Annotated in this window: 24 protein-coding genes; 17 read left to right on the top strand and 7 right to left on the bottom strand. The window is 63.9% G+C overall.

Going from position 1 to position 24440, the window contains the following annotated elements; genetic code table 11:
* Positions 1-52: 52 nt before the first annotated feature.
* The 4 genes from HV765_RS22940 to HV765_RS22925 form a co-directional block, all read right to left on the bottom strand.
* Positions 53-1834 (bottom strand): SulP family inorganic anion transporter, encoded by a 1782-nt coding sequence (locus tag HV765_RS22940; protein ID WP_254600689.1) that lies wholly within the window; start codon positions 1832-1834, stop codon positions 53-55.
* A 115-nt stretch (positions 1835-1949) separates the two neighbouring features.
* Positions 1950-2822: a phosphonopyruvate hydrolase gene (locus HV765_RS22935; RefSeq protein WP_054427232.1), complete on the bottom strand. Its 873-nt coding sequence runs from the start codon at positions 2820-2822 to the stop codon at positions 1950-1952.
* Positions 2823-2883: 61 nt separating this feature from the next.
* The gene (locus tag HV765_RS22930; protein WP_175171071.1) at positions 2884-3432 is read right to left on the bottom strand and encodes a hemerythrin domain-containing protein; all 549 of its coding nucleotides are present in this window, start codon (positions 3430-3432) and stop codon (positions 2884-2886) included.
* A 102-nt stretch (positions 3433-3534) separates the two neighbouring features.
* Positions 3535-4695, bottom strand: a complete 1161-nt coding sequence (locus HV765_RS22925) for a D-alanyl-D-alanine carboxypeptidase family protein (protein ID WP_175171070.1) — start codon at positions 4693-4695, stop codon at positions 3535-3537.
* A 285-nt stretch (positions 4696-4980) separates the two neighbouring features.
* Between HV765_RS22925 and HV765_RS22920 the strand changes: the two genes are divergently transcribed.
* The 11 genes from HV765_RS22920 (at position 4981) to HV765_RS22870 (ending at position 15761) form a co-directional block, all read left to right on the top strand.
* Positions 4981-5439, top strand: a complete 459-nt coding sequence (locus HV765_RS22920) for an HU family DNA-binding protein (RefSeq protein ID WP_054427115.1) — start codon at positions 4981-4983, stop codon at positions 5437-5439.
* Between the two features lie 251 nt (positions 5440-5690).
* Positions 5691-6203: a MarR family winged helix-turn-helix transcriptional regulator gene (locus HV765_RS22915; RefSeq protein ID WP_054427114.1), complete on the top strand. Its 513-nt coding sequence runs from the start codon at positions 5691-5693 to the stop codon at positions 6201-6203.
* A 186-nt stretch (positions 6204-6389) separates the two neighbouring features.
* The gene (locus HV765_RS22910) at positions 6390-7610 is read left to right on the top strand and encodes an MFS transporter (RefSeq protein WP_054427113.1); all 1221 of its coding nucleotides are present in this window, start codon (positions 6390-6392) and stop codon (positions 7608-7610) included.
* Between the two features lie 100 nt (positions 7611-7710).
* Positions 7711-10368 (top strand): leucine--tRNA ligase, encoded by a 2658-nt coding sequence (leuS, locus tag HV765_RS22905; RefSeq protein ID WP_175171069.1) that lies wholly within the window; start codon positions 7711-7713, stop codon positions 10366-10368.
* A gap of 11 nt (positions 10369-10379) precedes the next feature.
* Positions 10380-11042 (top strand): LPS-assembly lipoprotein LptE, encoded by a 663-nt coding sequence (locus tag HV765_RS22900; protein ID WP_054427111.1) that lies wholly within the window; start codon positions 10380-10382, stop codon positions 11040-11042.
* Positions 11043-11045: 3 nt separating this feature from the next.
* A complete protein-coding gene (gene holA, locus HV765_RS22895) occupies positions 11046-12101 on the top strand; it encodes a DNA polymerase III subunit delta (RefSeq protein WP_175171068.1) in 1056 nt (351 codons plus the stop codon).
* A 194-nt stretch (positions 12102-12295) separates the two neighbouring features.
* Complete coding sequence (locus HV765_RS22890; protein WP_054427109.1) at positions 12296-13576, top strand: glutamate-5-semialdehyde dehydrogenase; 1281 nt, start codon at positions 12296-12298, stop codon at positions 13574-13576.
* 14 nt (positions 13577-13590) lie between these two features.
* Positions 13591-13821, top strand: coding sequence for a hypothetical protein (locus tag HV765_RS22885; RefSeq protein WP_175171067.1), 231 nt, complete (start codon positions 13591-13593; stop codon positions 13819-13821).
* A 100-nt stretch (positions 13822-13921) separates the two neighbouring features.
* On the top strand, positions 13922-14302 hold the full coding sequence (locus tag HV765_RS22880; protein WP_175171066.1) for a hypothetical protein: 381 nt from the start codon (positions 13922-13924) through the stop codon (positions 14300-14302).
* 4 nt (positions 14303-14306) lie between these two features.
* On the top strand, positions 14307-15092 hold the full coding sequence (locus HV765_RS22875; RefSeq protein ID WP_175171065.1) for a 2-keto-4-pentenoate hydratase: 786 nt from the start codon (positions 14307-14309) through the stop codon (positions 15090-15092).
* 141 nt (positions 15093-15233) lie between these two features.
* Positions 15234-15761: a GNAT family N-acetyltransferase gene (locus HV765_RS22870; protein ID WP_175171064.1), complete on the top strand. Its 528-nt coding sequence runs from the start codon at positions 15234-15236 to the stop codon at positions 15759-15761.
* Between the two features lie 185 nt (positions 15762-15946).
* Here HV765_RS22870 and HV765_RS22865 read toward each other — a convergent pair whose 3' ends face one another.
* Together HV765_RS22865 and HV765_RS22860 are read right to left on the bottom strand one after the other, a co-directional pair.
* Complete coding sequence (locus tag HV765_RS22865) at positions 15947-17362, bottom strand: amidase family protein (protein WP_175171063.1); 1416 nt, start codon at positions 17360-17362, stop codon at positions 15947-15949.
* A gap of 136 nt (positions 17363-17498) precedes the next feature.
* The gene (locus tag HV765_RS22860; RefSeq protein WP_175171062.1) at positions 17499-18371 is read right to left on the bottom strand and encodes a LysR family transcriptional regulator; all 873 of its coding nucleotides are present in this window, start codon (positions 18369-18371) and stop codon (positions 17499-17501) included.
* Positions 18372-18510: 139 nt separating this feature from the next.
* Between HV765_RS22860 and HV765_RS22855 the strand changes: the two genes are divergently transcribed.
* From HV765_RS22855 to HV765_RS22840, 4 genes are all read left to right on the top strand, one after another.
* Positions 18511-19908 (top strand): MFS transporter, encoded by a 1398-nt coding sequence (locus tag HV765_RS22855; RefSeq protein ID WP_175171061.1) that lies wholly within the window; start codon positions 18511-18513, stop codon positions 19906-19908.
* 67 nt (positions 19909-19975) lie between these two features.
* Positions 19976-20923: a 3-hydroxyacyl-CoA dehydrogenase NAD-binding domain-containing protein gene (locus tag HV765_RS22850; protein ID WP_175171060.1), complete on the top strand. Its 948-nt coding sequence runs from the start codon at positions 19976-19978 to the stop codon at positions 20921-20923.
* A gap of 144 nt (positions 20924-21067) precedes the next feature.
* The gene (locus HV765_RS22845) at positions 21068-21340 is read left to right on the top strand and encodes a GNAT family N-acetyltransferase (protein ID WP_054427101.1); all 273 of its coding nucleotides are present in this window, start codon (positions 21068-21070) and stop codon (positions 21338-21340) included.
* Between the two features lie 20 nt (positions 21341-21360).
* Positions 21361-21762 (top strand): YchJ family protein, encoded by a 402-nt coding sequence (locus HV765_RS22840; RefSeq protein WP_175171059.1) that lies wholly within the window; start codon positions 21361-21363, stop codon positions 21760-21762.
* Between the two features lie 13 nt (positions 21763-21775).
* Here the strand turns inward: HV765_RS22840 and HV765_RS22835 are convergent, their stop codons facing one another.
* The gene (locus HV765_RS22835) at positions 21776-22648 is read right to left on the bottom strand and encodes a LysR substrate-binding domain-containing protein (protein ID WP_175171058.1); all 873 of its coding nucleotides are present in this window, start codon (positions 22646-22648) and stop codon (positions 21776-21778) included.
* Between the two features lie 110 nt (positions 22649-22758).
* Here HV765_RS22835 and HV765_RS22830 point away from each other — a divergent pair, with 110 nt between their 5' ends.
* A complete protein-coding gene (locus HV765_RS22830; RefSeq protein ID WP_175171057.1) occupies positions 22759-23472 on the top strand; it encodes a haloacid dehalogenase type II in 714 nt (237 codons plus the stop codon).
* A 45-nt stretch (positions 23473-23517) separates the two neighbouring features.
* Positions 23518-24258, top strand: a complete 741-nt coding sequence (locus tag HV765_RS22825) for an aldolase (protein WP_175171056.1) — start codon at positions 23518-23520, stop codon at positions 24256-24258.
* Positions 24259-24440 lie beyond the last annotated feature (182 nt).

The raw sequence follows: 24440 nt of genomic DNA, 5'->3' as shown, positions 1-24440 counted from the left end.
ACGCCAGGCCCTGCGTCATGGGTAGCGGCTCGGCCTGACGCCAGGCCCTGCGTCAGTGGCCGCGTTGCGAGGAATCCGGCTGGCATTCCCAGAAGATCTTGGCCTGGCAGCCCGCGCAGATGCCGGGGTCCAGCTTGGCGTAGATCGCGTGCAGCGCCGTGGCCTTGTCCGGGTAGATGTGGTCTTCGCCCAGGCGCGTCAAGAACCCCGTACGCCGCCACATATCCAGCACTTCGGGGCGCGGCCGATGGAAATACAGATCGCCCCCCATCGCACGGCGCGCCGCAAGCTCGTCTTCCCACACCTGCGCGCCCGCCAGATCAATGAAGTTCATGCTTTTGGCCATCACCAGCAGATGGCGCGGCGCGTTCGGGGCTTCACGCAGCGCGTGCAAGCGCTGCGCTACATGCGCCGCCGCACCGAAATAAATGGACCCTTCCATACGCAACAGCTTCAATTGCGGGCATTCCGGTAACGCATCCGGCTGGTGTTCCAGCACCACGAAGCGGCGGTCCAGCCCGCGAGAATCAAAGCCCATCGTCCGCATGGCGGGGCGCGACGTGCGGTGCAGGTACGCCATCAAGGACAGCACCGTCCCCAGCAGAATCGCCACTTCCATGCGGATTGTGACGGTGGCGGCCAGCGTGGCGGCGGCAATGGCGCTTTCGCCCGGCTGCATGCGGATCAATTCGCGCCAACGCGGAATATCCAGCAAGGTCCATGCCACCAGCAACAGCAGCCCCGAGATGGCCGCATTGGGAATCATCGCCAAGAGCGGCGCCGACACCGCTACCAGCACCACCAGCAGCACCGCCGAAAATACCGCGGCCAGCGGCGTTTTCGCGCCGGCTTCATAGTTCGGAATGGACCGGTTCAGCGACCCGCAAGACAGGTAGGAAGAGAAGAATCCGCCCACGATGTTCGACAGCCCCTGCCCCACGAATTCGCGGTTGGCGTCGATGCGCTGGCCCGAACGCGTGGCCACCGCCTTGGCGATGGAGATCGATTGCGCCAGCGCCACGATGGTCAGTGCAAACGCCAGGCTCAGCAGGTCGGGCAGCGCGCGCCAGTCGACGCTGGGAATATGAAACGGCGGCCAGGGCTGGGCAATGGCGCCCAACACGGACACGGGCGTAACTCCGTTAGCCGCAGCCCACGCATTGAACACTGCCGCCGCCGCAGACCCGGCGACCAAGCCCAGCAGCATGTAGGGTTTGCGCTTGTCCAAGCGGCGCACCAGCAACGCAACGCCCAACGTCGCGAGCGTCACCATTAGCGCGCCGGGATGCACCTGCCCCAGATGCGTGCCCACACTGACCAGCAAGGCCCCCGCGCCGTGCGATTCCGGCGACGGCATGCCCAGCGCGTCTTTCAAGGCATGCACCGCAATCAACAACGCGGCGCCGCTTGTGAACCCGAACAGCGCCGACGGAGAAATGAAGTGCGCCAGCGACCCCAGCCGCAACGCGCCCACCAGCCACTGCATGATGCCGACCAGCACCGTCACCGCAAGCGCCAGCTGGATATAGCCCGGGCTGCCGGCAACGGCCAACGGCGTCAGTACCGCAAACAGCGCGAGGGAATTCGCGTTGGTCGGGCCAGACATCACATGGCGGCTGGAGCCGAACAGCGCGGCCACAATACAGGGAATGATGGCGGAGTACAGGCCGTATTCGGGGGGCAGCCCGGCCAGCGTGGCAAACGCCACCCCTTGCGGCAATACCAGCAACGCCCCCAACAGCCCCGCCGACAAGTCGGCGCGCAAGGTCAGCCGATTGACGTCGTCGACCCAAGCGCCAAACATCCGGCCCGCCAGTTTCCTTCCCTGCGTCATGCTGTCTCGATTCCTGAGCTGGTGTGTCCCGCCCCTTCCACAGTGAAGGGTCGTCTAGCGTAAACGCTCACTCTGGCGCACGCAACGCATCTGGTGATGATCTTGTCACGCCCCATCACTTGAGATAGCGGCGTTCCAGCTCACGCATATCGGCATCGCCCTGCAACGCGATGATCTCCTTTACCGAAGGCAAATCCGCATCCACCGCATGAATGCCGCCATCGCTGCGGATGCGGGCAAATACGTCACGCATCGCCCCAACGGCCGCGCGGATGGCATGATTGCCGTAGATCACCAGCCCCACTTTGCCCAGCGCCTGGATGTCGGATTCGCGCAGTTGCGGATACGCCGTCGGCACCAGCACCAACGGCGCACGGCCTTGCCACGCCGCAATAAAGGACAGGATTTCGTCAGGCGTGTTCTGCTTGGAATGAATCAGGATGGCGTCGGCGCCCGCGGCCTCGTAAGCGTGAGCGCGGTCCAGCGCTTCTTGCTGGCCCAGCCCGGCAATCAGGGCTTCGGTGCGAGCGATCACGCAGAAATCCGGGTCGCGCCGTGCCGCGCAAGCCGCTTCGATCTTCCCTTGAAACTCCTGCACGCGCACGAGCTCCTGCCGCCCATTGGCGCGCAGGCTCGTGTCTTTGGGAAAGGTCTTGTCTTCCATCACCACGGCGGATACGCCGGCCGCTTCGTACTGCGGCACCATGTAGGACACGTTGATCGCGTTGCCAAAGCCGGTGTCGATATCGGCAATGACGGGTACGTCGACCGTGGCGGCGATGGCGCGCATCATGTCCAGGTGCTGCGATGCGGAAAGAATGCTGGCGTCGGGCACGGCGTAGCTGGCGGACAGCTCAAACCCGCTGCCCCAGATGGCGTCAAAGCCCGCATCGGCGGCCAGACGCGCCGCCATCGGGTTATGGGCCGACATGGCGTGCATCAAGACGGAATCCTGCAATTTCTGGCGAAAGCGTGAGTTGCGGTTCATGGCGTGGCGGCGAAAGTTGCCGGCGCCCGGTGCGCCGGCCAGCGGCAATCGTAGCGCCAATTCAGCTTGCGCCACCGCCTCGCCGCGCGCGCATCGCCTGACCGATGGCGGCTAAGGCGTCATCGGAAATCAGCCGCGCCGCCATGGGCAAGAGCTCGTCGTCTTCGCGTTGAATGTGCGCCGCATAGGCCTCGGCAAAGGCCTGCACTTGCGGCATCGGCAACACGGCGGGCCGCCCCGCTGCGATGTCGGACAAGGCCGCGCGCAGCGGCAGCCACAATGCCGCCAAGCGGCGATGCTCGTCGATCAGCCCCTGCACCAGCGCATGCAGGCAGCCCGCATCGGAACCTGCCATGGATTCGATCAGCGCGGGAAAGAGATCGGCTTCCTCGTCTTCGTGATGGTGCACCGCGGCCGTGTCGAAGTAGCGCGACACGCTGGCCGCAGCCGTCTGCGCGGCTTCGTCACTGCCATGCATGGGCAGATGCGCGGCCAGACGCGACAACGTCGCACATTGGCGCGCGATGCGTCCGTGACAGGCGGACAGCAGCGCCAGCGGATCATCCGCGCCCGGCGCAGGCGCCGGACCTCCGGGAAAGCTCACTGCCATTGCATCGCTCCTTGTCCCCTTGGCTGGCATTTATGCCCGCGCGTTGCCGGCCTCTAGCTCGCTTGTTGCCGGCCTCTATGCAGTCTTGTCCGCCGCTTGCGATCAGCCTGAATGGCCCCGCCACCACAACCGAACAGAGTCCCATGCGCGGCCGGCGAAACCGGCCTCAGCCACGGGTTCCAGCGCCACCACCGGGAACTGCATGGCCGGCTTGCCATCCACCATCACGCGCAGTGCGCCCACCGTGGCCTGCGCGGCAATCGGGGCGACCAGCGGTTCCTGCGGCGTCCACACCGGCTCCACCTTGGCGCCCGCTGGCACGGTCACGTAGGCGTCCCGCGCGAAACCGGCCTTCAGGCTGTCGCTTTCGCCCTTCCAGACTTCGGGCGTGGCCACTGCCTGGCCGCGCGCGTACAGCTTGATCGTATTGAACCCCTGGAAACCCCACTCCAGCAACTCGCGGCTTTCCTGCGTACGCAACTTGTCGGACGCCGTGCCCACCACCACCGTGATCAAGCGCCGCTGGTCGGCGCCGTTGGGCCGGCGCGCCGTGGCCACAATGCAGTAGCCGGCCGATTCCGTGTGCCCCGTCTTCAAGCCGTCCACGCTCGGGTCCAGCCAAAGCAGGCGGTTTCGATTGGGCTGCGTGATCTTGTTGAATGTGAATTGCTTGGCGGAATCGTAGGTCTTGTATAGCTGCGGGTAATCGCGAATGAAGCGCGTGGCCAATATGGACAGGTCGCTGGCCGTGGAGTAGGTGTTCGGGTCCGGCAGGCCATGCGGGCTCGCAAAGCGGGTCGCGTGCAGGCCCAGCTTGGCAGCCGTATCGTTCATTCGCGCGACGAAGGCTTCCACGCTGCCCGACACCGCTTCGGCCAGCGCAATGGCCGCATCATTGCCAGACTGGATCATCAGCCCGCGCAGCAATTCGTCAACCGACACCTTGGAGCCCGGCTCCAGGAACATCTTCGAGCTGCCCGCCGGCACCTTCCAGGCGCGCGTCGAGATCACCACCAGTTGGCCGGGCGTCACCTCCTTCTTATTCAGTGCATCGAACACGACATAGGCCGTCATGATCTTGGTCAGCGACGCCGGTTCGATACGCGTCGTTGCGGCGTGCGACGCGATGACCTGTCCGCTGGTCTCATCCAGCAAGAGCCACGCCTTGGCCGACAACACCGGTTCCGGCATCGGCTGCGCCATCGCGCTGGTCAAACACGCGCTTGCGACGAGCAGACTCGCCGCCAATTTCTTCATCAACATATAGGTGCTTGCATCCCGTGCATTCTGTTTTTCGCACGCAATTGGAACATGCTCGGCGCGGTTGGTTCAGTGCGCGCATGTGCCGCAAAAAAAGGACTCGAATGTCACGACCTATTGCAAGAGCCCTTGCTAGAAGCACTTTTCGCGTCGAAAACAACAAACAGTGGCTTAAAACCCGTTGTAAAGCCGCAAGAACCCCAAGTCTTCCGCTATCATCGGGCGCGTAGCGTTAATTGCCGATACCCGGCGCACGCTGCCCCATGTCCTCAACTACGGATTTTGACCATGGCCACCAAAGCAAAAGCTCCTGCGAAGAAAGTCACCAAGCCCGCCGTCAAGGCGCCTGCAAAGAAGGCAACCGCCACCAAGGCCGCTGTGAAGCCCGCAGCAAAGAAGGTCGTCGCCGCCAAGAAGGTCGCTGCTGCACCCAAGGCCATCAAGGCTGCTCTGAACAAGACCCAACTGATCGCTTACATCGTTGAGCAATCGGGCGTTGAAGCCAAGGCCGTCAAGGCCGTTCTGGCCAGCCTGGAAACCTCGGTGCTGGGTTCCGTGGACAAGAAGGGCGCTGGCGAATTCACGCTGCCCGGCCTGTTCAAGGTTGCCGTGCAGAAGGTTCCCGCCAAGGCCAAGCGCTTCGGCAAGGACCCGTTCACGGGTGAAGAGCGCTGGTTCCCCGCCAAGCCGGCTTCGGTCAAGGTGAAGGTTCGCCCGCTCAAGAAGCTGAAGGACGCCGCGCAGTAATTCGCGCGAGTATCTGGTCAAGCCGGAAAGGCCCGCCTCGAAAGAGGCGGGCCTTTCTCTTTGGTGGCGCGCTTTTTTGCCGCGCGCTTTGCATTTCGGGTGGGCGGCCTGCTAGAATTTATCTCAACGTCAAGAAACTTCATATCAAACAATCATCGCTTGCCCCCGTCGTCTGCCCCGTCGTCTGCCCCGTCGTCTGCCCCATCGTCTGCCCCATCGTCTGCCCCATCGTCCGCCCTCCTCCCCTGCCCATGAATGACCTTGTTGATTTGGTGATCTCGCAATGGACCACGGAATGTCCCAACCAGGACTTCGCGGCCATGTCGGTCGTCACCCGCGTGTTCCGTCTGAATGCCTTCGCCACCCGCAACGTGAACCGCAGCTTTCGCCGCTACCACCTGCACCAGGGCGAATTCGATGTGCTGGCCACGCTGTACCGCAGCGGCGCGCCTCACGCCATGAATCCGCAGAAGCTGGTCGAAGCCTTGCTGCTGACCTCCGGCGCCATGACCAACCGTCTGGACCGCCTGGAACAAGCCGGCCTGCTGGTGCGCAATCCCAACCCTGACGACCGCCGCGGCATCATCGTGTCGCTCACGGCCGAAGGCTTGCGCGTCATCAAGCTGGTGTTGAAGGACTATCTGAAAGACCTGGGCGAACTGCTCGACCCGCTGTCGTCCACGGAACGCAAGCAATTGGCGGGGCTGCTGAAAAAACTGCTGATCAAACATGATCAGGAAACGCCGGGAGGCATTGGGGCCTGACGCGCCCTTCCGTCATCCTGCCGCGCAGACCGACGCATTGCCACCCCACACGGCACGGTTTTCGCCCCCCGCTTTTCGCATCCGAATCCCGCCTGATTCGCCGCATCCAAACCCCGCCTGATTCGCCGCATCCAAACCCCGCCTGATTCGCCGCATCCAAACCCCGCCTGACTCGCCTTGCCCCTTATGACATCCGCTTCCGCCCCCACTCCGACACCGGTGCTCACCGCGCCGATCATCCTGTTGATGTCCGTGGCCACTGGCCTGGCCGTCGCCAGTAACTATTACGCGCAACCGCTGTTGCACACGATCGGCCAGCAATTCCAGCTGTCGAACGCGGCAGCCGGTGCCATCGTCACCACCGCCCAGCTCAGTTATGCGCTGGGGCTGATGCTGCTGGTGCCGTTGGGCGACCTGTTCGAACGCCGCAGCCTGATCGTGCTGATGACGCTGCTGTCCGCGGGCGGGCTGCTGATTTCAGCGTTTGCCGACAACATCATCGTGCTGCTGGTGGGCACCGCGCTGACGGGGCTGCTGTCCGTCGTCGCCCAGATTCTGGTGCCGTTTGCGGCGACCCTGGCCGCGCCGCATGAACGGGGCAAGGCGGTGGGCACCGTCATGAGCGGCCTGCTGCTGGGCATTCTGCTGGCCCGCACCGTGGCCGGCGCGCTGGCCGACGTGGGCAGCTGGCGCACGGTTTACTGGGTGGCCGCCATTCTGATGCTGGTCATGTCCGCCGTCCTGTGGCGCGTGCTGCCCCGTTATCAGAGCCCGACAACGATGAGCTATCCACGCCTGTTGGGTTCCATCCTGCGCATGTTCGTGGAAGAGCCGCTGTTTCGCGCGCGGTCGCTGCTGGGCTTCCTGTTGTTCGCCGCCTTCAGCATGCTGTGGACGCCGCTGACCTTTCTGCTGGCCAGCCCCCCTTATGAATACAGCAACACCACCATTGGCCTGTTCGGGCTGGCGGGAGCGGCGGGCGCCTATGCCGCCAACCGCTTTGGCCGGCTGGCCGACCGGGGCCTGGGCAACCTGGCCACCCGCGTCGGGCTGCTGTTGCTGCTGGGTTCCTGGGGGCTGATGGCGTTTGGCCAGATGTCGGTCGTGGCCCTGCTGGCGGGCATCGTGGTGCAGGATCTGGCGATCCAGGGTGTCCATGTCACCAATAGCAGTTCGCTGTATCGCCTGCGCCCGGAAGCCCGCAGCCGCCTGACTGCCGGCTATATGACGTGTTACTTCATCGGCGGCGCATCCGGTTCACTGGTATCGTCCTGGCTTTACGCCCATTTTGGCTGGCCCGGCGTGGTGATCGCGGGCGCCGTCCTGGGGGTCGTGACATTGGCCTATGGCGCCCTGGCGCCCAGTGCGCGCATCCCCGAAACGGCTCCGTCCCCTGTCCGTGCCTAGCACCTCCTATAATCAGGGGTTTTGACCGCCACCGCGTCAGGCCGCCCCCGCGTCCGCGCGGCAGGGCGGCTCACCCTTTTTTGCCACCGTGCCCGAGCCCATGCAGGAACGTTACCTCCCCACTACCGTCGAAGCGGCCGCCCATCAAGACTGGCAGGCCCGCGACGTCTATCTGGTCCACGAACACGCGAAGAACGCCGACGGCTCTGAAAAGCCGAAGTTCTACGCCTGCTCGATGCTGCCCTATCCCAGCGGCAAGCTGCACATGGGCCACGTGCGCAACTACACCATCAACGACATGATGGCGCGCCAGTTGCGCATGCGTGGCTATAACGTCCTGATGCCCATGGGCTGGGACGCCTTCGGCATGCCGGCGGAAAACGCCGCCATCAAGTCCAAGGTGCCGCCGGCAAAATGGACCTACGACAACATCGCCTACATGAAGAAGCAGATGAAGGCGATGGGTCTGGCAATCGACTGGACGCGCGAAATGTGCGCCTGCGATCCCCAGTACTACAAATGGAACCAGTGGCTGTTCCTGAAGATGCTGGAAAAGGGCGTGGCCTACCGCAAGACCCAGGTCGTGAACTGGGACCCGGTGGACCAAACCGTGCTGGCCAACGAACAAGTCATTGATGGCCGTGGCTGGCGGTCGGGCGCGCTGGTTGAAAAGCGCGAGATCCCGGGTTACTACCTGCGCATCACCGATTACGCCGACGAACTGCTTGGCGCCGTCCAGAACGACCTGCCCGGCTGGCCCGAGCGCGTCCGCCTGATGCAGGAAAACTGGATCGGCAAGTCCGAGGGCCTGCGTTTCGCCTTCCCGCACAAGATCGCCGGCCACGATGGCCAACTGATCCAGGACGGCAAGCTGTACGTCTTCACGACCCGCGCCGACACCATCATGGGCGTGACGTTCTGCGCCGTGGCGCCGGAACACCCGCTGGCGACGCACGCCGCGCGCAACAACCCGCAGCTGGCCGCGTTCATCGAACAGTGCAAGCTGGGCGGCACGACCGAGGCCGAAATGGCCACGCGTGAAAAAGAAGGCATGCGTACGGGTTTGACCGTCACGCACCCGATCACGGGCGCGGACGTCGAAGTCTGGGTCGGCAACTACGTGCTGATGACCTACGGCGACGGCGCCGTCATGGGCGTGCCCGCGCATGACGAACGCGACTTCGCCTTCGCCAAGAAATATGACCTGCCCATCGTGCAAGTCGTGGAAGTGGCCGGCAAGGAATACTCCACCGCCGCCTGGCAGGAATGGTATGGCGACAAGCAGTCGGGCCGCACCATCAATTCCGGCAAGTACGACGGCCTGTCGCACAAGGAAGCCGTGGACGCCATCGCCGCCGACCTGGGCCCGCAAGGCCTGGGCGAAAAGCAGACCACGTGGCGCCTGCGCGACTGGGGCATTTCGCGCCAGCGCTACTGGGGCACCCCGATCCCCATCATCCACTGCGCGGATTGCGGCCCGGTTCCGGTTCCGGAAAAAGACCTGCCCGTCATCCTGCCCGATGATCTGATCCCCGACGGCAGCGGCAACCCGCTGGCCAAGAACGAAGCCTTCCTGTCCTGCGCCTGCCCCAGCTGCGGCAAGCCCGCGCGCCGCGAAACGGACACGATGGACACGTTCGTGGACTCGTCCTGGTACTTCATGCGCTACACCTCGCCGGGCAATGACAATGCCATGGTCGATGCGCGCAATGACTACTGGATGCCGATGGACCAGTACATCGGCGGCATCGAGCACGCCGTGCTGCACTTGCTGTACGCGCGCTTCTGGACCAAGGTCATGCGCGACATGGGCTTGCTCAATTTCGACGAGCCCTTCACCAAGCTGCTGTGCCAGGGCATGGTGCTGAACCATATCTATTCGCGCAAGACGCCCCAGGGCGGCATTGAATACTTCTGGCCCGAAGACGTCGAAAACGTCTACGACGACCGCGGCGCCATCACCGGCGCCAAGCTGAAGTCGGACGGCTCCGCCATCAACTATGGCGGCGTGGGCACGATGTCCAAGTCGAAGAACAACGGCGTCGATCCGCAATCGCTGATCGACACGCTGGGCGCCGACACGGCTCGCCTGTTCGTCATGTTCGCCAGCCCGCCCGAGCAGACCCTTGAATGGTCGGACTCCGGCGTTGAAGGCTCCAACCGCTTCCTGCGCCGCCTCTGGTCCATCAGCTACGCCCGCCGCGACGCCATCGCGCGTGGCCTGGCCAATGGCGCCGACTGGTCGCAAGCGGCAACCGCCGTCAAGGATCTGCGCCGCGAGGTCTACACGCTGCTCAAGCAAGCCGACTACGACTACCAGCGCATCCAGTACAACACCGTCGTGTCGGCCTGCATGAAGATGCTGAACGCCATCGACGACGCCAAGCTGGCCGAAGACGCCGCTGCCGACGCCGCCTATGCCGAGACGCTGGGCGTGCTGCTGCGCGTGCTGTACCCGGTGGTCCCGCACATCACCTGGCACCTGTGGCAAGACCTCGGTTACGCCAAGGAACTGGGCGACCTGCTTGACGCGCCGTGGCCGCATGTGGACGAAGCCGCGCTGATCGCGGACGAAATCGAGCTGATGCTCCAGGTCAACGGCAAGCTGCGCGGCTCGATCCGCGTGGCCGCCACCGCCGCCAAAGAAGACATCGAAAAGCTCGCCGCCAGCCAGGAAGAAGTCACCCGATTCCTGGAAGGCCGTCCGCCCAAGCGTGTCATCGTGGTTCCGGGCAAACTGGTCAACGTCGTAGGCTGATGAGGTCAAGCATGCACTTCGCCGGGCAACAAACGCACTCCCCCCGCCAATCCTGGCTGCTGCGCGGCGCCTGCCTGGCGCTGTTCATGCTGCTCTCTGCTTGCGGTTTCGCGCTGCGGGGGGTGACTCCCATGCCGTTCGACACGCTCTATATCGGCATCCCCGACAACACGCAGTTCGGCGCCGACGTGCGCCGTTCGCTGCGGGCCGCCTCGCCGAACACGAAGCTCGTCGATTCGCCGAAGGAAGCGCAAGCCATTCTTCAGCAAGTCGCCGATACGCGCACGCTGCGCGAAGTCTCGCTGAACGCGCAAGGCCGGGTCGAGGAATACGAACTGGGCATCAACTACACGTTCCGCCTGATCGACAACAAGGGCCGTGCGCTGATTCCGGACACAACCCTGTCGATCTACCGCGAAATGCCGTATGACGATCAAGTCGTGCAGGCCAAGCAGGGCCAGATCGACACCTTGTACAAGGCCATGCAACGCGACCTGGTGTCTCGCTTGCTGCGCCGCATGACCGCGCCGGAAGTTCGCCGTGCGGTGGAGTCCGCAGAAGAACGTGGCGAAAGCGGCGAGATTCCGCTGTACGACCCGAACGCGCCGGAGCAAAAGCGTACGCCTACGCCGTGGCAAACGCCGTCCACCACCGACCCGGCCATCCTGCGCTAGCCCATGGCACAGCCTTTGGACGCAGACCGGTTGGCCGAACACCTGCAGCGGCCGGGCAACCGGCTTGCGCCGATGTACACGGTGTCGGGCGACGAACCGCTGCTGGTGACCGAAGCCGTCGACACCTTGCGCGCCTCGGCGCGCAATGCCGGCTACACCGAGCGTCTGTCCATGGTGATGGACGCCCGCAGCGACTGGAGCGCCGTGCTCGCCGCCACGCAAAGCGTGTCGCTGTTTGGCGACCGGCGCATTCTTGAAATCAAGATCCCTACCGGCAAGCCCGGCAAGTCCGGCGCAGACACCCTGACCAAGCTGGCCGAGCAAGCCGAAAAGCAGGCCGACGCCGACACGCTCATCCTCATCGCCCTGCCCCGGCTGGACAAAGCCACGCGCGAAAGCCGCTGGGTCCAAGCGCTTAACCGCGGCGGCATGATGGTGGATATCGCCAATGTCGAACGCGGCCGGCTGCCCGCCTGGGTGGGCATGCGGCTGGCCCGGCAGAACCAGCGCGCCGATGCCGCCACCCTGCAATGGATGGCGGACAAGGTCGAAGGCAATCTGCTGGCGGCGCACCAGGAAATCCAGAAGCTCGGCCTGCTCTATCCTGAAGGCCAACTGGCGGCAGAAGACGTCGAGCGCGCGGTGCTGAATGTGGCGCGCTATGACGTATTCGGCCTGCGCGACGCCATGCTGGCCGGCGATATCTCGCGCACCATCCGCATGATCGACGGCCTGCGTGCCGAAGGCGAAGCCTTGCCGCTGGTGCTGTGGGCAGTGGGCGAAGAAATCCGCTTGCTGGCCCGTGTCGCCGAAGCGCGCGCGCTGGGTCAGGACGTGAATGGCTTGATGCGCCGCCTACGTATTTTCGGCGCGCACGAACGCCTGGCATTGCAAGCGCTAGGCCGGGTACAGCCCAGCGTCTGGCCTGCCGCAGTGCAACACGCTCACGAAGTCGACCGGCTGATCAAGGGCCTGTCCGTGCCGGGACGTTTGTCTGACCCCTGGGAAGAAATGACCCGGCTGGCGCTGCGAGTCGCCGCCGCCGGCGGGCGACCGTGAAGGCGGCATTGCCGCCGCCTTCGCTTCGCTCTGCGCCCTTCGTTTCGGCCTTCGCTTCGGCCTTCGTTTCAGCCTTACGTTTCGGCTTTCGTTTCAGCTTTCGGTTCGCCCCACGCCCCCCCTTTGCCTACGCCCGGCCGCTTTGGCCGGATATACACTGATTCCTCAGACGGCCCCTGCGCCGCCCCCACTCCATGATCGACGCCGCCATGTCCTCGTCCTCCATTGAACACGCCATGTTGACCTTGGGCGAAAACGCCCGCCGCGCCTCGCGCGCCATGATGCGCGCCAATAGCGCCGCCAAGAACAAGGCGTTGCTCGCCATGGCTGACGCACTGGCCGCCAGCCACGACGAACTGAAAGCCGCCAACGAAAAAGACGTGGCCGCCGCGCGCGCCAATGGCCTGGAACCGGCCCTGCTCGACCGCCTGACGCTGTCAGACAAGACCCTGGCGCACATGGCGGAAGGCCTGCGCCAAATCGCCGCCCTGCCCGACCCCATCGGCAGCATCACCGCCACGACCGTGCGCCCCAACGGCATGCGGGTCGCGCAGATGCGCGTGCCGCTGGGCGTCATCGGCATCATTTATGAATCGCGGCCCAACGTCACGATCGACGCGGCAGCGCTGTGCTTGAAGTCGGGCAACGCGGCCATCTTGCGTGGCGGCAGCGAAGCCTTGCACTCCAATATCGCACTGGGCCGCATCGTGCAAATGGGCCTGGCTGCCGCCGGCCTGCCGCAAGATGCGGTGCAGGTCGTGGCCACCGCCGACCGCGCGGCCGTCGGCACGCTTATCACCATGACCGAACACATCGACGTCATCGTGCCGCGCGGCGGCAAGGGACTGATCGCCCGCCTGTCGCAAGAAGCGCGCGTGCCGCTGATCAAGCACCTGGATGGCAACTGCCACATCTACATCGACGCAGCGGCGGATCCGGACAAGGCGCACTCCATCGCCTTCAACGCCAAGACCTACCGCTACGGCATCTGCGGCGCCATGGAAACGCTGCTGGTCGACGCGGTGGCCGCTGTCTCGATTCTGCCGACGCTGGCCGCCGCTTTCACCGAGCACGGCGTCGAATTGCGCGGCTGCCCGCGCACGCTGGCGCTGTTGCCGCACATCACGCCCGCCACGGAAGAAGACTGGGGCACGGAATACCTGGGCCCAATCCTGGCCGTGCGCATCGTCGACACGCTGGACGACGCCATCGAACACATCGCCCGCTGGGGCTCCGGCCACACGGATGCCATCGTCACGGAAGACCTGTCCGCCGCGCAACGTTTCCAGCGTGAAGTGGATTCCAGCTCGGTGTACGTGAACCTGCCCACCTGCTTTGCCGACGGATTCGAATACGGCCTGGGCGCGGAAATCGGCATTTCCACGAACCGCCTGCATGCCCGTGGCCCCGTCGGCCTGGAAGGGCTGACCACGCTGAAATGGGTACTGACCGGCGAAGGCCAGGTCCGCGGTTAATCCGGTGCCGTTTCGTGCCGGACGGTTTCGTTCGGCGCGATATCAGGGCCGGGGCCGAAGCGATGGTCCAGGCAATCGCCGATGCCGAAGCAATGGCCCAGGCAATCGCCGATGCCGAAGCAATGGCCCAGGCAACCGCCGATGCCGAAGCAATGGCCCAAGCAATCGTCGAGGCCAAAGCAATGGTTCCGGCCGAAGCCAAGACGGGGACGATTCAACGCCCGTCAGCGCTGACGCAGCCCTGAACACGGGCTGCCGCCAAGCCTTCTACAATACGGCCAGAAATTCCATTCTGGCTTCTTATCATCCCAACGCGGCGTGCCGCGCAATCTTGAGATCTCCCCCATGCATTCTCCTGTCATGGCCATGGCCTTCAGCCTTTTCGTGCTGTGCTTCATCACCTGCTCGCTGAGCGGCATCGTGCTGTTTTTCTTCAAGAGCAAAGAGATCAACGCCACGCTCAAGCACCCGTATCTGCAGCATCGCCCGTTCAAGCAATACCCGCTGTCGATCCAGGCCGCGATCATGCTGGATTACTTTTTCCGCCTGATGTTCCCGGGTACTCGGTTCTGGCTGGTGGGCAACGCCAACGACCTGCTGGGTCACGTGGATCCGAAAAAGACGCCGCTGTCGCTGAAGTGGCCCATCGTGGGGTTTTGGGGCTCGTGCTGGCTCGGCCTGATCGCAATGATCGTCTTGTGGGTCATGTTGTATTTGGGGACCTGAACGCATGCAAATCAGAATCGAAGACTATCCGGGCAGCCTTGACGCCGCCCGTACCTTGATCGCCGCTCGCGAGTCCGGCATTGCGGGGCCGCGCCTGCCCGCTGAATGCCGCCCGCAATCGCTGGGGCAGGCATTTGCCGTCCAGCAACGCACCGCGCAGCTGCTGCAAGAAACTCGCCAGGACCGCATCGCGGCCTGGAAGAGCGCGTTGCCGTCACCGGAAAAAACCGTGGTGGCGCCGATTTACGCGTCAGGCACCGCCCACGCCGAAGCCGGCCCCATCGCAGCGCGCACCGACATCGTGCGGATCGAACCCGAGATCGCCTTCGAACTTGCCCACGATCTGCCCGCCCGCGCCACGCCCTACACCGAAGCTGAAATTGATGCCGCGGTGGGCAGCGCATGCTTGGCGTTGGAAGTGCTTGGCTGCCGCTACGCGTCGCCCGAACACGCCAGCCTGCCCGAGCTGCTGGCCGACCACATGTTCAACCAGGGCCTGGTCCTGGGCCCGCGCATTGCATCGCCCGACGCCGCCCCGTCCAGCATGACGCTGACCTTGTTGGTCAATGGCGAAGAAGTCGAGCAGCATCCCGGCTTCCACCCTAACGATCGCCCCAAGGCTGGCCTGTATTGGCTGGCGAACTTCCTGCGCGAACAAGGCCTTGGGCTGTATGCCGGCCAACACGTTATTACAGGTTCGTACGCCGGATTCCTGGATGTGCCGGCAAACCAGGATATCGAACTGGTTTATGGCGACCTGGGCGTGCTGCGGTTGCGCTTCAGTAAGTGAATACGCGCACGCGCGGTAAACCGTGCGTGCTGCCGCTGCATGTTGAGTAATACATTCGTCCTCGCGTCATCAACGGGGTCAACGCACCGTCCGACAATAACGCCCCACTTCGCCCCTTCCACCCTGCTGGAGCCTTCGTTCATGCTGACCCTGCGCCCGTTTGCGATCTCGGATTTTCCGTTGTTAGCCAGCTGGTTTTCGAGCCTGCCGGACGTCGTGCAATGGGGCGGCTCGCACCTGTCGTACCCGCTGACGCAAGACGATGTGGAAGACATGCTGGCGCAAGGGCAGTCCCGCCCGCCCAACCGCCGTTGCTGGATGGCGTATCGCGGCGACACCGCCATCGGCCATGCGCAGTTGGCCTATGAATGGCGCGACGGCAACGCCCGCCTTGGCCGCGTAGCCATCGCCCCGGCCGAGCGCGGACAAGGCTTGGCACGGCCCATGGTCACACTGATGATCGAAGAAGCCTTTCGCACACCCGGCATCGAACGCCTGGAGCTCAACGTGTACATGTTCAACACACGCGCCATCCGTACGTACGAAGCACTGGGTTTCACCATGGAAGGCGTCAGGCGTTCATCCACGCGCGCGGGCGACGCGCGCTGGGACACCGGCATGATGGGCCTGCTGCGAACCGAATGGCAGGCGGCACCCCCCGCCGCTTGAAGCACCCCGCTTGAAGCACCCCGCTTGAAGCACCCCACTTGAAGCACCCCACTTGAAGCACGCCGCCTGAGCCGGGCCACCTGAAGTTCGGTGGTCTACCTCGCCCGACGATCACGGCTGCCGAGCCAATCGGAACCTATCGGCGCCGATGCCGCGGTGCCGATTGCGGCATCGGCGCCGTGAATCTATCGCGGCTTGGGCTCCGCGATGCTGACCGGGTCGCCTGCCGCTTCGATCACTTCACCTGCCGCCAAGCACAGGTCTTCGCGGTAGCGCCCCGCCACAATCTGCACACCCACGGGGCTCGGGCCCGCGCTGCTCATTGCGCTGCCCATCGCCACCGACAAGCCGGGCAGGCCCATGAAGGGCACGCCGATTTGCGTCATCTGCGCGCGCCACACCCGGGCGTAGGCGGCGTCGCCCTGCAAGTCCAGCTTGTCTGGGAATGGCAACTCTGCGGACACAGGCAGCAGCAGAATCGGGTAGTCGGCAAAGAACAATTCCCACTGGCGAGTCAGCGTCGCGCGGCGCGTCAACACTGCAGAAAAGCTATTCAGGTCAGCGCCTGCGGCCTTATCGCGCTGCCCTCGCAAGGCCACGAGCGCGCCTTGGTCGCCTTCCTTTTCGGCTGCGGCCAACATGGCGTCATAGCCATCTGCCATCCACATACGAATTTGAAGATCGGCCGCTTCCTGCAGGGGGGGAATCGTGTCCAGGGTATCGACCGTCCACCCGGCTTCGGTCAGCCGGCGCGCGGCCTCTTGCAGCGCTTTGACCACGGCCGGTTCGGTGTCCATGCCTTCCGGGTTCACGCATAGCGCGGCACGGCGCGGCACATCCGGGCCCACCAAGGGCGCGGGCACCCACCAGGGGTCTCTGGGGTCGGCCGCTGCCAGCGCAGCCAGCCCCAACCGAACATCGGCGATGGTGCGGCCCAGCGGACCAGACACTGCGGTCAACTGGCCACCAATCGATCGTTCAGGCAAGGCCGCGTTGTAGGCCGCGACACGGCCCAACGACGGCCGCAAGCCATGCACGCCGCAGGCATAGGCGGGATAACGAATGGACCCGGCGATATCCGTGCCATGCGCCAGATGCCCGATGCCAGCCGCCACCGCCGATGCGGCGCCGCCCGACGACCCACCGGGCGTCAGCGCGGCGTTACGCGGGTTGCGCGTGTCGCCATGCAACGCGTTGCCAGTGAACCAGCGCAATGAAAATGCAGGCGTATTGGTACGCCCCAGGACGACAGCGCCGGCCCTGCGCAGGTTGTCGACGACGGGGCTGTTCACGGTGGCGATCAAATCTTTCTGCAGGCCAACGCCATTGGTGGTGGCATACCCGGCCTGATCCACGTTGACCTTCACGGTGACGGGGACCCCGGCCAACATGCCGGCATCTTCGCCACGGGCCAGCGCAGCGTCCACGGCGGCAGCCTGCGCCAGCACGTCTTCGGGACGATGATCGATGACGGCATTAAGCGCGGGGTTCACGGCATCCAGCCGGCCGAGCGCGCTTTGCGCGGCTTCCACGGCTGACACCTCACGGTTGCGGATACGGGCGGCTAATTCAACTGCGGACAAACGCCAAAGATCGGACACGCGTGACTCCTGAAGTCATAGGTTTCTTGCGGGGCAGACAAACCTTAGCGCCTGACGCGCCGCCCCACAAGCCACGGTTTACCGCAGTTGATGCGCCATTTGTCCGCTTCCGACCCTGTCCGCCCCAATGCCCACTTCAAACCTTATCCGCTTCAAACACGTCGACAATCGCATCAGCCACCGCGCGCACGCGAGCCGTGCGGTTCAAGTCACCGTGCATCACCAGCCACAGATCGTAAGGTTCGCTACGCGTCGGCCAGATCCGAACCAGTTCGGGATACGCCGGCGCCATATGGGTAGGCAATTCGCCGATGCCCAGGCCCGCAGCCACCGCGTCGATGATCATCATTCCGGAATTCAGTTCGACGGCAATATGGCCATTGCCCGTGGGTTCGCCGCAGAACGTGTCCGACCAGCCCGGCAGCACCGACTGCTGATACGTCACCAGCGCGTGGCCGGCGAACGCCGTGCCAGGCTTGGGCTCGCCATGCTGCGCCAGATAGCTGCGTGACGCGTACAAACCCACCTCTTTGCGCGCCAGATGGCGTTGGATCAGGTCAGGGTTATCCGGCTTGACGTTGCGTATCGCCAGGTCCGCCTCGCGCCGCGTCAGATTGCTGATCTGGATGGACGCGGACAGCACCACCCGGATATCCGGATGATGAACATGCACGCGGCGAATAGCCTCCATGATGAAGTAGCTGGCCACGGTTTCGGACGCCGCCACCCGCACGACGCCGGACAAGCGGTGGTCCAGCCCTTGCATTTGCCGTTGCAATTGATCAGCCGCCTGCTCCATGCGCTCCGCCGCAGCGAAGGCCAGCTCGCCAGCGGCGGTCGGCACATAGCCGCCGGGAGTGCGCAAGAACAAGCGTGCGTCCAGCGATGATTCCAGCGCCGCCAACCGCCGCCCCGCCGTCGCCTGATCGATCTGCAACAGGGCCGCCGCCCCTCGCAGTGTTCCGATCCGATAGATGGCCAGGAAGATCCTGGCATTGTCCCAATCCATGGTGCTCGTCCTTGGCAGAGGCTTGAAGCCCGCCTTGTGATGCAAATTTGCATGACTATAAAGCACTTATTCAGCTTTTTTGCATCGCTGAAAACTCCTAAGCTTCATTCCTCGAAATGCCGCCATTCCCCCGATCATCATGAATACCGCTTGCCCGCAAGTCCCCGCGCCCGTCCAGGACGCCACGCCCGCCACCGGTTGGCTGCCGCTTATCACCCTGGCCATCGGCTTTGTGATGGCGATGCTTGATGTCACCGTCGTCAACGTCGCCCTGCCCAGCATCGCGCTGCAATTCACCGTGCCGCTGACCGACCTGGTCTGGATTGTGGACGGCTACACCCTCACCTTCGCCGCTTTGCTGCTGGTTGCCGGCGCGCTGGCGGACCGCTACGGGGCCAAGACGATCTACCTGAGCGGCCTGGGCGTCTTCACGCTGGCCTCGCTGCTGTGCGGGTTGGCGCCCGACGCGAACACGCTGATCGCCGCCCGCATGCTGCAAGGGGTGGGCGCGGCCTTGTTCATGCCCAGCTCGCTCAGCCTGCTGACCCATGCGTATGACGACGAACACGTACGCAACCGGATGCTGGCCGCGTGGTCGGCCATCGTCGCAGTGGCCGGCGCGTCCGGCCCTTTATTGGGCGGCGTACTGATCCATCAGTTTGGATGGCGCGGCATTTTCCTGATCAATATTCCGCTTGGGGCGGCCGGCCTGTGGCTGGCGCGTCGCCGCATCCAGGCAGCCCCGCGCCGCCCGCGCGGGTTGAATCCGTTGAGCCACGTGCTGGGCGTGATCGCGCTGTCGTCGCTGTGCTTCGTGCTGATCCAGGGCAACGCCTACGGCTGGACCTCCAGCCGCATCGCCGGCGTCAGCGCTCTGTGCGCCGTCGCGGCCGTGTTGCTGGTGCGGCGCGAACGCCGCCATGCCGAACCCATCATTCCGCGCGCGTTGTTTCAGACGACGCAATTCGCCGCCGCCAATGGCGTGGGTTTTCTCATCAACCTGGCGTCGTACGGACAGCTCTTCTTACTAAGCCTGTTTCTGCAACACGCCCGAGGCGCAGACGCCCTGCAAACCGGCATTCAGCTGGTGCCGATGCTTGCCGTTTTCTCGATCGGCAACATGATTTCCGGCCGCGTCTCGGCGCGTTGGAACGTATCGGCGTCGCTGTTGGGCGGCGTCTCGCTTGCGGCCATCATGAGCGCGGCGGGCATCTATGCGTTCACGCCCGGCATCGCCTATTGGCCGTTCGCCATCATGGTCGCGCTGTCAAACCTGGGCGTGGGCATTGCCGTGCCGGCGATGACCAGCATCGTGATGCAGGTGTCCGGCAAGCAACATGCCAATAGCGCCGCCGCAGCGCTGAACGCCAACCGCCAGTCGGGCGCGCTGGTCGGCGTTGCGCTGATGGGCACCATTCTGCATGCGCTGCCCGACTGGAGCGCCAGCCTGCCCGTCGCTTACTGCGTCATTGCGGCAAGCTACGCGGTAGCGGTCGTACTGGTCTGGCAGCATCTGCGACGCACCCGCAACTCTTAAGCGTGCACATGGCAGCGCGGCGGCGTTTGCTTCACAATGTGGCCGAACCCCATCCTCGGAGAGCCGCATGTCCAGCACCGCCACGCCCATCCCCTCCATTCGCCGCGTCGCCATCGTGGGCGCGGGCACGATCGGCGCCAGCTGGGCGGCGCTGTTCCTGGCGCACGGGCTGGAGGTCGTGGTCAGTGACCCCGCCAGCGATGCCGAAGCACAAACGCGCGTTCGCGTCGCCGCCGCGTGGCCCGTACTCAAGGAACTGGGCCGCGTGGCCGAGGGCGCGTCATCCGATGCGCTGCATTTTGAACCGGACTTGACCGCCGCCTTGGCGGATGTGGATTTCGTTCAAGAAAACGCACCCGAACGCGAAGACTTCAAGATTGACCTCTTTGCCCGCATGGACGCGATATTGCCGCCGCACGTGATCGTGGCATCCAGCTCATCGGGGCTCATCATGAGCCGCCTGCAATCGCGCTGCCAGCATCCCGAGCGGTTTGTCATCGGCCATCCGTTCAACCCGCCCCATCTGATCCCGTTGGTGGAAGTGGTGGGCGGCGACAAGACGTCCGCAGACACCATCGACCGCAGCATCGCGTTCTACCAAGCGATGGGCAAGTACCCCATCCGCCTGAACAAGGAAGTGCCGGGCCATATCGCCAACCGGCTGCAAGCCGCGGTCTGGCGCGAAGCGATCCACCTGGCGGCGGAAAATGTGGCCAGCGTGGCCGATATCGACGCCGCTGTCTCGCAAGGCCCCGGACTGCGCTGGGCGCTGTTCGGGCCGCACATGACGTTTAACCTGGGCGGTGGCGAAGGCGGTTTGACGCAATTCATGCATCATCTGCTTGGGCCCGTCCAAACCTGGTGGGACGACCTGGGCGCACCCGTGGTCACGCCCGAACTTCAGCGCAAACTGATCGAAGGCGTCAACGCCGAAGCAGGCCAGCGCAGCATTGCTGATCTGGTGCAGACGCGCGACGCACAGCTCACCGCGCTGATCAAAACGCTGAATCGTTGAACCGTTGGACTGTTGAACGGTTGGACTGTTGAACCGTTGAGCTGTTGAACCGTTGAACTGCGGCACCGTTGAACTATGGCACCGCCAAACCGCCGAACCACTGACCCGTTGAACCAGAGAACGGCTACTCAAGAGACTCGCCCTATGACCATCGTCACCCACGACTCCGCGCAATCCCGATTCACCGCCACCGTCGATGGCGTGCTGTGCGTGCTGGACTATCAGTTGCACAACGGCGCCATGGCCATCGTTCACACGGGCGTGCCCAGCCAGGTCGGCGGCCGCGGCATTGCGGCCGACCTCACCAAAGTCGCGCTGGACACCGCGCGCGCCAATGGCTGGAAGGTACGCCCGTTGTGCTCCTACGCCGCGGTCTATGTGCGCCGCCACCCCGAATACAACGACCTGCTGGTCTGAATGGCTGTTTCGATTTTCCCGTGACCAAAAAGCCCGACTCCTCGAATCTGCCCTGCCCTTGTGGTGGCGCAACGTACCTCCAATGCTGTGGCCGCTGGCACGATGGCCCGCAAGCCATGCAAGCGCCCACCGCCGAAGCGCTGATGCGTTCGCGTTACAGCGCGTTTGTCTTGGACAAGCTGCCTTATCTGCTCGCCACCTGGCACCCCAACACACGCCCCGCCTCCCTGGAACCCAATCCGCCCGATTTGAAGTGGCTGGGGCTGGCCATCAAACAAGCGCGTAACCAGGATGACGAACACGCGACGGTTGAATTCGTGGCGCGTAGCCGTCAAGCCGGACGCGCGCATCGCATGCACGAAGTCAGCCGTTTCGTGCGTGAAGGCGGGCGATGGTATTACGTTGATGGCGATCTGAACTGATCGCGTTGTTGTCCTAAGGGGCCAGCGCGCCTTCGATATCCGTTTCGACGGCGTGTCTTAGCGCGGCCACTAACTGTTGTTCGATCCCCGTGGGCGCGCGCGAACGGCCCACGATGGCCAGCTCGGTCGCCGGCACCGCCGACAGCCCTTCTTGTTCGCCCAGCAAGGCGTGCGTAGACAACCGTGCAAAGGCCGGCAGCAAGCTCACGCCCAGCCCGGCCGCCACCGCCGCTTGCACGCCGGCCAGACTGTGGCTGTGATACGCCACATGCCAATGGCGGCCCATGCTTTCCAGGGCGTAAATCATGCGCTTTCGATAGATGCAGCCGTGCGGGAATATCACCAACGGTACGGCCCCAGCCCCCGCCAGATGGCGCTTGTCGCCCACCCACACCAAACGCTCCGGCCACGCCGCCAGGCAAGGCCCCTCGCCAGGCTCGCGCTTGATCAGCGCCAAATCCAGATCCGCCGATGCCAGCTTGCCGCGCAGGTCGGTACTCATGCCACTGATCGTTTCCAGCCGCACGTCGGGATGGTTGGCCACAAACCCCGCCAGCAGCACGGTCAGCCGCGATACGTCGAAGTCCTCAGGTATCCCAAGCCGCACGACCCGCGCCGCGCGGGGCGCCGCCATCACATGCTCGGCCTCGTCCGCAATGAGCAACAAGCGGCGCGCATAGGCCAGCATCACTTCGCCATCTTCGGTGGCCGACACGTTGCTGCCGGTGCGATCACGCAGCAAGAGCGTCTTCCCCACGGTTTGTTCCAGCTTGCGGATCTGCTGGCTGACCGTTGACTGCGTCCGATGCACACGGCTAGCCGCGCGCGTGAAGCTGCCTTCATCGGCGACGCATACCAAGGTTCGTAGCAGTTCAAGATCGAGCATGGGAAGTTTGATATTTGACTATCAACTGAGTTGAGTTCGATTATTAATTTTACAACTGGATTGCGGGACCGCTACGCTCACAATTCCGAAATCGCTTCCAGGACACTCCTATGCCGCTGAATCATTTACCGCGTCCCGAATGGCTCACCTTCGATTGCTATGGCACCTTGATCCAATGGGATGAAGGCCTGCAAGCCGCCGTCGCACGCATTCTGGCGGCCAACGCGAACGGTCAGGAAACGCCAACGCCAGCTCAATTCCTGCATGTCTATGATGAGCACGAGCACCGCTTGGAGCGCACCCCGCCGCATCGCAGCTTCGCTGACATCACCCGTGAATCATTGCGGTTAACCATGCAGGAACTCGGCCTTGCCTATCGGCCGGAAGACGCCGACATGCTCACGGGTAGCATTTCTGCGATGCCGCCGTTTCCCGAGGTCGTCGGTGCTTTGGCAGCGTTGAAGCAGGCGGGATTCCGGCTTTGTATTGTCTCTAATACCGACGATCAGATCATCGCGGGCAATGTGGCGCAGCTTGGCGGCCACATCGACCGCGTGATCACGGCCGAGCAGGCGGGCGCCTACAAGCCATCCCGCAAGATCTTCGCCCACGCGCACGACAGCCTGGGCGTCTCGCCCGACCAGGTCGTACACATCTGCGCCAGCCCACATCTGGATCACGCGGCCGCCCGTGATATTGGCTTCCGCTGTGTATGGATCGACCGCGGAACTGGCCGCAAACTCTTGCCGGACTACCGCCCGGACGCTACCGTACCCACTTTGGATCTCGTGCCTGAATTGTTCCGCGCCGCGGGTTGGCGGTAAACGAGTTGGGCTCGTCTCACCCTTTCTGAACCTTCGAAGGCAGTCATGAATCAAGAACCCCGTTTTGCCGAGGCACTCTTTCACGCCAAACCCGTTGCCGCGCTGCGCGCGGATCTGGCGCTGGCACTGCGCGCTGCCGCTGCTCATGGCTTGGGCGAAGGCGTCTGCAACCATTTCAGCGTGGCGTTGCCCGGCGATCCGGACCACTTCCTGCTGAATCCGCGCGGCCTGATGTGGAATGAAGTCCAGGCGGACGATATCGTCTTGATTGATGCCCATGGCAACAAACTGGCCGGCCGGCATGCCGTCGAACCTACCGCCATGTTCATTCATGCCGCTATTCACCGCATTGCGGGCAAAGCCTGCGTCCTGCACACGCATATGCCCTATGCCACCGCATTGACGCTCACCTCAGATCGCGGGCTGGATACGACGCTGTCCCAAAATGCCATGCGCTTTCATGGCCGCTTGGCGATCGACGAAAACTACAACGGGCTGGCGCTCGATGTCAGCGAAGGCGAACGCATCGCCCACGCCATGCAAGGCGCGGATATCGTTTTCCTGGGCAACCACGGCGTCGTCGTCTGTGGCGAACGTCTGGATTATGCGTATGACGACCTTTTCTTCCTAGAGCGCGCCTGTGCTGCACAAGTATTGGCGCAATCCACCGGCCGCCCACTCAAGCCAGTTAATGCAGATATCGCCAGCAAAGTCGCCGCCCAGATCCAAAGTGAACGTCTGCAATCCGAGCTTTTCTTCGCAGCACTGCGTCGCCAATTGCCCTGACATCGGCGCGGCCGGTATCAACCACCGCACGATCCGAAGCCGTAGCGATAGCCGTAGCCGTAGCGTAAAGACAGGATTAATACCCGCGCCCATGCAAAAACCCCTCGCAGCGCCAGCTGCGAGGGGTTTTCTTTTAATCAATGCTCAATATCAATGGTCGAATCGTAAAAACCGAATCACCA

The organism is Achromobacter kerstersii (assembly GCF_902859595.1).
GTDB classification, from domain to species: domain Bacteria; phylum Pseudomonadota; class Gammaproteobacteria; order Burkholderiales; family Burkholderiaceae_B; genus Achromobacter; species Achromobacter kerstersii.
Note: the sequence above shows the minus strand (reverse complement) of the source record. Positions and strands in the feature narration are given on the sequence as shown.

Excerpts from the sequence above, each read along its gene's own strand:
- HV765_RS22940 (WP_254600689.1), bottom strand. The coding sequence starts at position 1,834 with ATGACGCAGGGAAGGAAACTGGCGGGCCGGATGTTTGGCGCTTGGGTC.
- HV765_RS22935 (WP_054427232.1), bottom strand. The coding sequence starts at position 2,822 with ATGAACCGCAACTCACGCTTTCGCCAGAAATTGCAGGATTCCGTCTTG.
- HV765_RS22930 (WP_175171071.1), bottom strand. The coding sequence starts at position 3,432 with ATGGCAGTGAGCTTTCCCGGAGGTCCGGCGCCTGCGCCGGGCGCGGAT.
- HV765_RS22925 (WP_175171070.1), bottom strand. The coding sequence starts at position 4,695 with ATGTTGATGAAGAAATTGGCGGCGAGTCTGCTCGTCGCAAGCGCGTGT.
- HV765_RS22920 (WP_054427115.1), top strand. The coding sequence starts at position 4,981 with ATGGCCACCAAAGCAAAAGCTCCTGCGAAGAAAGTCACCAAGCCCGCC.
- HV765_RS22915 (WP_054427114.1), top strand. The coding sequence starts at position 5,691 with ATGAATGACCTTGTTGATTTGGTGATCTCGCAATGGACCACGGAATGT.
- HV765_RS22910 (WP_054427113.1), top strand. The coding sequence starts at position 6,390 with ATGACATCCGCTTCCGCCCCCACTCCGACACCGGTGCTCACCGCGCCG.
- leuS (WP_175171069.1), top strand. The coding sequence starts at position 7,711 with ATGCAGGAACGTTACCTCCCCACTACCGTCGAAGCGGCCGCCCATCAA.
- HV765_RS22900 (WP_054427111.1), top strand. The coding sequence starts at position 10,380 with ATGCACTTCGCCGGGCAACAAACGCACTCCCCCCGCCAATCCTGGCTG.
- holA (WP_175171068.1), top strand. The coding sequence starts at position 11,046 with ATGGCACAGCCTTTGGACGCAGACCGGTTGGCCGAACACCTGCAGCGG.
- HV765_RS22890 (WP_054427109.1), top strand. The coding sequence starts at position 12,296 with ATGATCGACGCCGCCATGTCCTCGTCCTCCATTGAACACGCCATGTTG.
- HV765_RS22880 (WP_175171066.1), top strand. The coding sequence starts at position 13,922 with ATGCATTCTCCTGTCATGGCCATGGCCTTCAGCCTTTTCGTGCTGTGC.
- HV765_RS22875 (WP_175171065.1), top strand. The coding sequence starts at position 14,307 with ATGCAAATCAGAATCGAAGACTATCCGGGCAGCCTTGACGCCGCCCGT.
- HV765_RS22870 (WP_175171064.1), top strand. The coding sequence starts at position 15,234 with ATGCTGACCCTGCGCCCGTTTGCGATCTCGGATTTTCCGTTGTTAGCC.
- HV765_RS22860 (WP_175171062.1), bottom strand. The coding sequence starts at position 18,371 with ATGGATTGGGACAATGCCAGGATCTTCCTGGCCATCTATCGGATCGGA.
- HV765_RS22855 (WP_175171061.1), top strand. The coding sequence starts at position 18,511 with ATGAATACCGCTTGCCCGCAAGTCCCCGCGCCCGTCCAGGACGCCACG.
- HV765_RS22850 (WP_175171060.1), top strand. The coding sequence starts at position 19,976 with ATGTCCAGCACCGCCACGCCCATCCCCTCCATTCGCCGCGTCGCCATC.
- HV765_RS22845 (WP_054427101.1), top strand. The coding sequence starts at position 21,068 with ATGACCATCGTCACCCACGACTCCGCGCAATCCCGATTCACCGCCACC.
- HV765_RS22835 (WP_175171058.1), bottom strand. The coding sequence starts at position 22,648 with ATGCTCGATCTTGAACTGCTACGAACCTTGGTATGCGTCGCCGATGAA.
- HV765_RS22830 (WP_175171057.1), top strand. The coding sequence starts at position 22,759 with ATGCCGCTGAATCATTTACCGCGTCCCGAATGGCTCACCTTCGATTGC.
- HV765_RS22825 (WP_175171056.1), top strand. The coding sequence starts at position 23,518 with ATGAATCAAGAACCCCGTTTTGCCGAGGCACTCTTTCACGCCAAACCC.